The organism is Microcoleus sp. Pol11C3 (assembly GCF_036701485.1).
Taxonomy (GTDB): domain Bacteria; phylum Cyanobacteriota; class Cyanobacteriia; order Cyanobacteriales; family Microcoleaceae; genus Microcoleus.
Window position 1 is genome coordinate 1 of the sequence record NZ_JAUBQW010000192.1, and the last position, 8,840, is coordinate 8,840.

The 8,840-nt window shown below is 46.9% G+C and carries 8 protein-coding genes and 1 tRNA gene; 5 read left to right on the forward strand and 4 right to left on the reverse strand.

Features of this window, described 5'->3' with window-relative positions:
• Window positions 1-359: helix-turn-helix domain-containing protein (locus tag QUA40_RS26300; protein WP_333131336.1), on the reverse strand; the 359-nt coding region annotated here is incomplete at its 3' end.
• A gap of 95 nt (window positions 360-454) precedes the next feature.
• Between QUA40_RS26300 and QUA40_RS26305 the strand changes: the two genes are divergently transcribed.
• Complete coding sequence (locus tag QUA40_RS26305) at window positions 455-730, forward strand: LapA family protein (protein ID WP_333131338.1); 276 nt, start codon at window positions 455-457, stop codon at window positions 728-730.
• A gap of 14 nt (window positions 731-744) precedes the next feature.
• Here the strand turns inward: QUA40_RS26305 and QUA40_RS26310 are convergent, their stop codons facing one another.
• The 3 genes from QUA40_RS26310 to QUA40_RS26320 all read right to left on the reverse strand — a co-directional run bounded on the left by QUA40_RS26310 (window position 745) and on the right by QUA40_RS26320 (window position 4,199).
• On the reverse strand, window positions 745-1,749 hold the full coding sequence (locus tag QUA40_RS26310; RefSeq protein WP_333131340.1) for a hypothetical protein: 1,005 nt from the start codon (window positions 1,747-1,749) through the stop codon (window positions 745-747).
• 154 nt (window positions 1,750-1,903) lie between these two features.
• Window positions 1,904-2,965 (reverse strand): hypothetical protein, encoded by a 1,062-nt coding sequence (locus tag QUA40_RS26315; RefSeq protein WP_333131342.1) that lies wholly within the window; start codon window positions 2,963-2,965, stop codon window positions 1,904-1,906.
• A 559-nt stretch (window positions 2,966-3,524) separates the two neighbouring features.
• Window positions 3,525-4,199 carry an Npun_F0813 family protein gene (locus QUA40_RS26320; RefSeq protein ID WP_333131344.1) on the reverse strand — a complete coding sequence of 225 codons (675 nt, stop codon included), beginning with the start codon at window positions 4,197-4,199 and terminating at the stop codon, window positions 3,525-3,527.
• A gap of 941 nt (window positions 4,200-5,140) precedes the next feature.
• Between QUA40_RS26320 and QUA40_RS26325 the strand changes: the two genes are divergently transcribed.
• The 4 genes from QUA40_RS26325 to QUA40_RS26340 all read left to right on the forward strand — a co-directional run bounded on the left by QUA40_RS26325 (window position 5,141) and on the right by QUA40_RS26340 (window position 8,755).
• Window positions 5,141-5,214: transfer RNA gene (locus QUA40_RS26325), tRNA-Arg, on the forward strand.
• Window positions 5,215-5,557: 343 nt separating this feature from the next.
• Window positions 5,558-7,186 (forward strand): site-2 protease family protein, encoded by a 1,629-nt coding sequence (locus tag QUA40_RS26330; RefSeq protein WP_333131345.1) that lies wholly within the window; start codon window positions 5,558-5,560, stop codon window positions 7,184-7,186.
• Window positions 7,187-7,427: 241 nt separating this feature from the next.
• Entirely contained in the window at window positions 7,428-8,378 is a 951-nt protein-coding gene (locus QUA40_RS26335) for a hypothetical protein (protein ID WP_333131347.1), read from the forward strand.
• Window positions 8,379-8,395: 17 nt separating this feature from the next.
• Window positions 8,396-8,755, forward strand: a complete 360-nt coding sequence (locus QUA40_RS26340; protein WP_333131349.1) for a hypothetical protein — start codon at window positions 8,396-8,398, stop codon at window positions 8,753-8,755.
• The last annotated feature ends 85 nt before the right edge of the window (window positions 8,756-8,840 follow it).

Sequence of the window (8,840 nt, forward strand, 5' to 3'; positions counted from 1 at the left end):
CCTAGATAGATGGCAAGTCTAGCTGTTGTCCATCTCCCGAATTCATAGCCATATTTTTCAGGTTCTACTTCAATGGTTTCTAGTAGTAAATTAATGTATTCTTCTGTAGCTTTTCGGTAGTTACCCTTCATCCGCTCATCTTTGAAACTGTCTAAATTCTCAGGCTCACCATGTATGCTCCAATAAGCAACTTTTCTCAGAGAACATCCAATTAGTTCAGCAGTTTTAGCTTGTGTATTTCCGTTATTTAGTAACAAAAAAATTAAGGCTCTTTGCCGAATATCTGGATGCTCATGCTCTTTTAATGCTTGTTGTAGACTTTTTTTTGTCTCGCAACTGAGGAAGTTTTTAGTAGGCATTGACTTTTTCTAAATATCATCATATTATACTATGCAATATGCGTTTTAGATGCTGAACAGCTTACAAGTTAAATTACTAGCCTGTCAACCCGTTTATGAAAACAATTCCTCTACTCGCCATTAGTTTTTTAGTAGCAATTTTAGTAAGCACGATCGGCATTATCTCAGTGCAAAACGCCGCCCCAGTATCCTTAAACTTTATCTTTTTTCAATCGATACAACTACCCGTAGGAGTAGTATTGGCAATGAGCCTGAGTGCAGGACTGATCGGAGGTGCGCTACTGCAACCGCTGTGGAACATTTCAGATTCCCAAAACTCACGTCCTAAATTTCAGGCAAATCCAGAAGAATCCGACACCGTACAATATTAAATAGATTTGATTCCTTAGAGGGAATATACCTGACCGTCAATCAGCAGCCGAGTAATTCCCTTAGCTCGCAAATAAGGCGCTGCTTTTTGCAGCATACTGCTGTCAGGAATCTTGAAAACTCTTTGATTGCGAGTAGCAAATCGGCGGGCAACTCGGTGATTGTCAAACACTGCCAGGGTTTTCTCGCGAATTTCCGCCGCCGGAATTTGACCCAGTTCGCCAAAAGCTTTTAGAGGTCTGCTGATTAACTCCGCTGCCCGATCGACCACCAAATAACAAATTTTGGGCAGAGATGCTTCGCTTAAAGGCAAAACTTGAATCAGCCCTGTACCCCGAAGCTCGTTAGCGAAGCCCTCGAAGAGGATCAACTCGCCCGACGATAGTGAACCCAGGAGACTCCCTTCAAACAGAGAGTCTTCATCCTCTACATCTTCGTCGAAGTCGTCATCTACATCGTCTTGATTCTCCTCCTCATCATCCTCATCCTCGAAATCCCTAAAGTCTTCACCTGCCAGCAGCCCTTCTGCTGGCAGAATTGCCTTTAGGTCACCAGTCACAACAGCGCGGTGGCTTTGATCGGCAAGATTGGCTGCTGGGGCATCTGGCACATCAGAAACATCCAACTCCGACTCTCTATTCCCTCGAACTTCGAGTTCTGCAAGTGGTTCAGGGACTGATCCAGAACGCTTTCGGATTGTCGGTCTCGAATTTAAGGCTGACGGGGCGACAGGGACTGACTCCGACAGGGGGACAGCTACAGGATAGATTGCGCCATCTGCCAACGACTCAGTAGTCGCCTCTGTCGGTTCAGAAACACTGCTGCGATCGGACAAACGCTTTTGTTTTTGCTGGACTAGAAATTCGTATTCCGGCTCCGACAAAGCACCCTGAAGGATGCGCCTCACAGTCGAACTGCTCACTCCGTAGCGCTTTGCCAGAGTGATAGTATTCTCGTTTGACTGTCGGTACAGCCTGATGAGTTCGCGTTTGTCTGAATCGGAGAGTTTTGTAGGCGTCATGCCAAGTTTCCCAGCAAAAAGACGTGAAAAGACGCAGGCTAGCAGTCAGCGAACTGTGATTTTTCTTTTTCCCTTTCAAGCTCAGAGATGCCTACAAGGGCAAAAAAGCTTTCGCGTCCCCATCCCTTGCCAAAGCAACCCCAATATCAAATCGCTAGGCTGCGCGACGAGTGCGCCTGCTTTGGCGAGAACGGGTTGAGATGTCATGTTCCAAGATAGCTCCAATCCCAAACAGGATGGCACTGAAAACAAAAAAGACTTCCAGCAAACTGCCACTTTGATAACTACCATCAGCCTGAGTATCGCGCCATTTAAAGTACATATCTGCGATGTAAAGCGAAAAAGTTGCAGCCGCAATCATTCTCCAAGATTGGGAAAAACGTCCTCCCCAAAATGCCAGCAGCAATGCAGTAGCAATAATCAGCAGAAAAACGTCCCCGACGATGTAAAACAAATTGATTGCATTTTTGTGAGGCGCCAGTTGCTTGTCTAGTGCGATCACCCATCCGGGAGCTTTGGTTTCTGCTGCTGCTTCTTCTTCGGGTGCTGATTCAGTATCAGTCGCTGCTACTCCTTTTGCCTGTAACTTGGACGAATTGTCCAAAGCAGGCGCTCTTCCTTTGGCAGCGGTGGTTCGTGCAGATTCTGTCACTACTTCTTGAGGGGCTGCCGGAGCCATTCCTAGCTGGGTCCTCCAAGAGTCAGGTGCAGCAACCCAAATAGCTACAGCAATCCCGAAGGCTGCAATTCCCGCTAACAAACCCCACTGCCAACTTTCTAGATTCAGTCGCTTGGAAGTCACAGCTACAACCATGCCCCCGATCAGGACCACATAGCTGCCCAGATAAAACGCATCTGCGGGAGACACGTCCGGATCTAACCCGAAATAGAGTTCCCAAATCCCGAACAGCACGCCGCCTATGAAATAAAACAGCATCCCCAGACCTATACCCAGCCAGACGTTGCGCCCACTGACCATGTGGGGGCTTTGCCAGTTTCTAAAACAGACTAAAGCCGCTCCGAAGTATGCTCCGCATTCAAAAATATAAGTGCCGATCGAGTACCACAGAGGTAAACCCTCTTCTGCTGAGAGGGGGACGCTGAACAGCAAAAAGAACAGCAGCGCCATTACAGCCCAGACAATGCCCGCAATCACTAGGGTCTGAGCTGACAGTAAAGATGAAGATGTAGATGACTTTTCTGAAGTGCTACTCATAGGGATTCCACGAGACCTAACTAGCGGTTGAACGCACCCCATCTCAATCTTTGATTGGAGATGAGGATTCTTTCGCCAAAAAACCTTAAAAAACCTTGCTCTGACGCTTCCGGAATAACTGGCGTCCTCAGTGTGTCGTCGGGACTTTGATCCTCGTACACTCTAGAAAGACTAAGCAAGAATAATATCTATTTACTAATTCAACGAATTAGTCGTTAGTCGATCTTGTACCCGGAAATATAATGATAGAAATACGGTATATGTCTCCACCATTAAGGCTTTTACAGTACCCAATCTATCTCTGAAATTATACCCTCAAAGGTTGAGGTATCTGTTTTTTTGCTTTCCCACTCCCCTACTCATATCAATGATTCTGGGTGGGGACTGCGATCGAAACTTAGTTAAATTGCCACACCATAGGTGGCATCCCAACCGAATCAACAATTTGGTTGGTCAATACAAGTTGGCAATCCAACCTGTATATCGCGTACCCCCTACAGTGCAATTATCTAAGCTCCATTATCTGGACCCAATTGTCTGATCAATTGGCACCGATTTTCTATCCTGCGATCCACAACTTGTTGAGGGCTGATTGTTTCAGCCAATCTAGAAACTGAGTCCGATCCGGTGCTGGCATATCTTGCAGCACATCGCTCACTCCCTCCGCGAAGTCCGTATTGCCAAAATATGATTTGCCCAAGCGGTGGAGTTCTTGCAATAAGGTCTTGAGATGCTGCTCTTGCCAAGGAGGCACCTTGTGATTTTGCAAGGGACTAACGGTTAGCCAGTTTTTTATCGCATCAGGGGAGTCTGCCTGGGGGAAGTTTCCCTGTTGAAATACCTTGGCGATATCTTTCTGAAACGATGTGGCTTGCCTTGCGCCTAAGAGGTCTTCTACATCGAAGTAAACAGCTTGGAGGAGCAGCAGACAAGCCTGCGTGAACAGTGGTGCTTTGGCTGATTCATTCCCTGCCGGTTCTTCACCGGCAAGCTGATCTAAACGGACTTTTCCCCAGACGCTATATCGATCCGGCTCTTCTAGCAGAACACAGGCTTTGCCTCGGTTGTCGGTTAAGTCCCGCCACAAGGCTCTGGCGTCTTCTGCTTGCTTGCCGTTGAAGGCGCTGATCAGGCGAAAAGTCTGCCCCTGATAATTGAGAATGGGAATTTGTTGATCCCGTTTTGGGTGTTGAAAATTGGTTATTTCAACATCCTGCCGTTTCAGAATAAACATGACACTGCGATTTGACTCCTGTCATGGCCGAGGTGCTGTGCTTTTGACACTCCCAATGCCTAAAGGCGAAGGGATTCTTGATTCAGCGAGTCCACTTAAATTAGCAGGATTGCTCCCGATCACCCAGAGATGGTTCTCTCCTCAAGCGTTCCGATACTTTTTTGCTAACAAATGCTAACAAATATCTAAGCTGAGATTGTCTCTCGGCCTTGGCGTATAAATCAATGCACGAAGCAAAATCCCCCGCGCACAATTTACGACTGCTGTACTGGTAACGCTTGATTTTCGCGCTCGTGCCGAGCGGGCGATTGACTCTTTTGCTTTGATGCCGTATAGGAAGCTTATATAGAGGCTCCGTACCATCAGGGATTTTCACCTGAGTCTTTCAATCCTAGTTCTACCACATTTTTATAAAATATCAAGTCGAGCAGAATGTTAGCCAACATAACTCAATATCAGCAAATTAGTCATTCTGGCTCAACTCATACCTCAAATCAGGGAACGAGCTCTGGTTTTTCGGTAATGCGGTCAGCGTTTTAGGCTTTGCCACTAGGGGATGTTAACATAACCGATATACATCTCCGAAAAATCACCTGTGGCTCTTATGCTGTCTGAGATCCGTCTTATTTTCTGGAGATATCCGATCGACCAAATAGTTGGGTTTCACCTCGACCTCTAAATACTTTACCCGAGTCCACGTCCTACCTAGTTTTGATTGTAAATTTACAATTGTGCTGTTTGCAGGTGAGTCCCTCCAGCTTTTGTCAGATACACTCTTGGAGGCACAGGCACTCTCATCATCTTGGTTTTTTTTCCCTAACCATCGCACTGCACGCCATATTTTCGTACCTCAAACCGGTTTATGCGTAAGTCATAATATTATTTACTTGCTCGATCGCACACTGCACCGATACAATAATCTTGTTAGCGATTTTTGAGTTGGGTGCGTAACTCAGTTGGATAGAGTAGCTGCCTTCTAAGCAGCGAGCCGCAGGTTCAAGTCCTGCCGTACCCGTTAAGTAAACCTAATAGCATCAATGCTTTGAGCCGTTCTTTACCGCAAAGTAGAGAACGGCTCAAACCTTATTTGTTGTGCGTTTGTTGTGCAATTGTTGTGCAAGACAAATCCTTACAAAAGCCCCGCCTGCCAAACTGAGCGAATCTGCCTGCTTCTGGGCGATCGACACTGCTACCCTTCTGAGTATAGGTTTGCTCCAGCCGATGTGATATCATAAAAATTCTCTTTTGTCAATAGCCTAGATCCTGCGATGTTCAAACAGCACCAGCAGCAGGTTGTGGGCCGATTAGCCATCAGGGGTTATCCTTAGTAATCAGGCTAGTTTCCGATAGGTTTGGATATGTTCCCAACAACTCTATTTCATATTCCCCAAAATTTAATGCTATTACTCGACCGCAGCGCGATCGACCCATTAAAGCTCCTATTGGCGCAAGCAACCGGAATGCCTATAGTTGCATCGGAAAATACGGCAACAATTGCGCTCGTATTGGTTGCTATGGGAATTCTGGGTTGGGGATTTTATCGCGCCAGACCTTTTGGCAAACTGGGAATTTTGGCTTGGTTGCAGTCTGTTGCGCTGATGAGTCCCTGGCTGCTGTTCTTTGGTTTGTTCGCCGCCGGGATTTACCTCAATCTAGTTGCGGTATTGTTGCTGCTGGTGGCATCCACGGGATTGTACATCTATCTGGGCCGGCAATTGCGTAAGGCTGCATCGGAGGCAGTGCTGCCGCGGCCGGATGCTGCTGAGGTAAAGTCCCAAAGCGATGGTTTCTCGGCCCCTGAGTCGCAGCGAACACCAGGCCCAGAAACCATTAAAATCGTCACTTCGTCGCCTGCGAATAATGAATTACAAATTATTCCCGTTCCAGTTGAAGACCTCACTGCAATTAAAGGCATCTTTGGAATTGATACTTTCTTTGCCACAGAAACAATTCCCTATCAAGATGGGGTAATTCTCAAAGGCAATCTCCGGGGAGACCCAGAACAAGTACACTCACGTTTGACGGCAAGTTTGGAAGAGAAATTAAACGATCGCTATCGCCTATTTTTAGTAGAAAATCAGGACGACAAGCCAGTAATTATTATCTTGCCCAGCACCAACGACCCGCAGCCAACTACCCTACCTCAAAAAATCCTCGCAGTCGTGCTGCTGCTGGCAACAATTGCTACCAGCTTAGAGACAGGCGGTTTGCTGCTGGGTTTCGATTTCTTTAACTCGCCGACTAGATATTTAGAAGTTCTGCCAATTGCGGTCGGAATTTGGGCGGTTTTAGGCTCTGGCGAAATTGCTCGCCGAGTGGTCGCAAATCGGTACAAGGTTGGCTTGAGTTGGCCGTTTTTTATACCAACTTTGCAGATAGGTTGTTTTGGAGCGCTCGACCGTTTTGAGTCGCTGCTGCCCAACCGTAAAGTTTTGTTTGACATCGCTTTTGCCGGGTCAGCGGCTGAGGGAATAGTTTCTCTGCTAATGCTGGTAACGGGTTTGTTGCTGTCTCACCCCGGCAGTTTGTTTCAAATTCCCGCAGAATTTTTCAAGGGTTCGGTTTTGGTGGGAACTTTGGCAAAAGTGGTTTTGGGTTCGGCGTTGCAGCAGCAGATTGTTGACGTTCACCCGCTGGTAGTTATCGGTTGGTTGGGCTTGGTAATAACGGCGATTAATTTGATGCCGGCGGGACAGTTGGACGGGGGTAGAATTGTGCAAGCCATCTACGGTCGGAAAATAGCCAGTCGCACTACTTTGGCGACTTTTGTGGTGCTGGCTATCGTTTCTTTAGTTAATCCTTTGGCTCTGTATTGGGCGATCGTGATTCTGATTTTACAGCGGAATCTGGAGCGACCGAGCCTCAACGAGCTGACTGAGCCTGACGACGCTCGCGCCGCTTTAGGTTTGCTAGCTTTGTTCTTGATGATTGCTGCCCTGTTGCCGTTGACTCCGGCTTTGGCTGGTCGTCTGGGAATCGGGAACTAACAGTAGCAGCGTGGCTGTGGTAATAGGCTCTTGGGTTGCGGTAAATTAGTGGAATATAGGAATTGAGCGATCAAACTGGGGAACTGAAGGGCGATCGGGTTCCTAACTACTAATTTTCAATTAACAGCCCCGCCCTGGGAAATTTATCTATTACCAAAAGTTGATTTTTTTATAACCCAAAATTTGTTTAAACTTGATCGATTAAGTTTAAATAACTTATCTGAGCCTATAGGATAAAGTCATGGCAAATCAACTTCCTCCTGTATTGGTAACTTTTGATGCAGATGTTTTAATGACTGGCAGAACTCAAGTGTGGCAAGAATATGCCAAGGTGGGAACTTGCTATATCCCGGAAGTAGTGTACGACGAAATAGATCGTCTGACAGGGCAGGCGGTGGAAAAAGAGCAAGAGCAAGTAGCTAGAGAGTTTATGCGATTTTTTGCCGACAGTGGCTGGATTGCAACTGACGCTCAGGAAACACACCGAGCTCTCGAACCTTCGATCAAAAATCAAAGCAAGCCAGCAATGCTGGTAGTGGCGACGGCTCAGTGCGTTTACGGTTTGGCGACCGAACACCCGGAGGCATTGGTGATTTTTGTGTCCAACAGCCAGCCTCTGCTGAAGCGGCTGGCTTCTGTAGGCGCTACGAATCTCTGCGGGATTACGGGGGCGATGCTGTTAAATTGGGCGAGGAAAGGGGAACGCCCGTCGGCGGCGACTCAGCAATTGCAAAGTTTGATGCGTACCCTCGCCGATCGCAAATCCACTCAGCGCCCTAACAGCAGAATTCAGGATGCTGCTGTTGGCCAAACGGGGGCTTCTGCTAGCAAGTTAACGGGAACCCGCGGCGGTTCTGAATTGAAGTCGGCCAGCAGTTTTACTAAAACTAATAAAACGGGTTTGACAGAGAAGCGCACTGCGAGTTCCCGGCCCAAAACACCGCGGCGCAATCGCGAGGAGTCGAGAGATTACGAGCCGGCTGTATATCGCATGAAACATATTACACCTCCGAAAAAAAGGGACAGCGGTTTTCTGTATAGTGCGTTCAATTTTTTGGGAGCGTTATTTTTCTTGACGGTAGCGGTAGGTATTTTGTGGCGAGTGTTCGATGTTAGGGGTTTTAGAAAGACTTTTGTGCCGGCTCTACCACAGCCTGTCCAACAATTTGTTAAGTCGATTGATCCTAAGTGATCGACAATGCAACTCTTTTGACAATCCTGAACGGGAACGAAATAATTAGTGGATTAGCACTGGCTTTTGCAGGTTTTGCTTATGCTTTAGTCTTTTTTGTTCTTCTTCCCTTCAGACAGTACGATTATGCAGCACCACTTGGGGCAATAGCAATGGCGATCGCCCTTACTCTAGCAATGAATTGGCTACTCTCTGCATCGTTGGTAGCTGGGTGGAATTTGGTAGCTGCATTATTGGGTTGTCAGGTAGCGCTCATGTTTTTTGGTAGCGTGTTTCTGGAAGATGGGCTGTACCTGCCAAATTTGTTGTTTTTTGGAACTATGAGCGTAGGATGTGCGAGCGTTTATACCAGTTTTTCACAAAAAAAACGCTGGTAATTGTGGGTTTATGTAGGGCTTGCTGAATAATCGATCGCAAACTATGAATAGGAGCGACCGATATATTCAAACTCAACTAAAGATA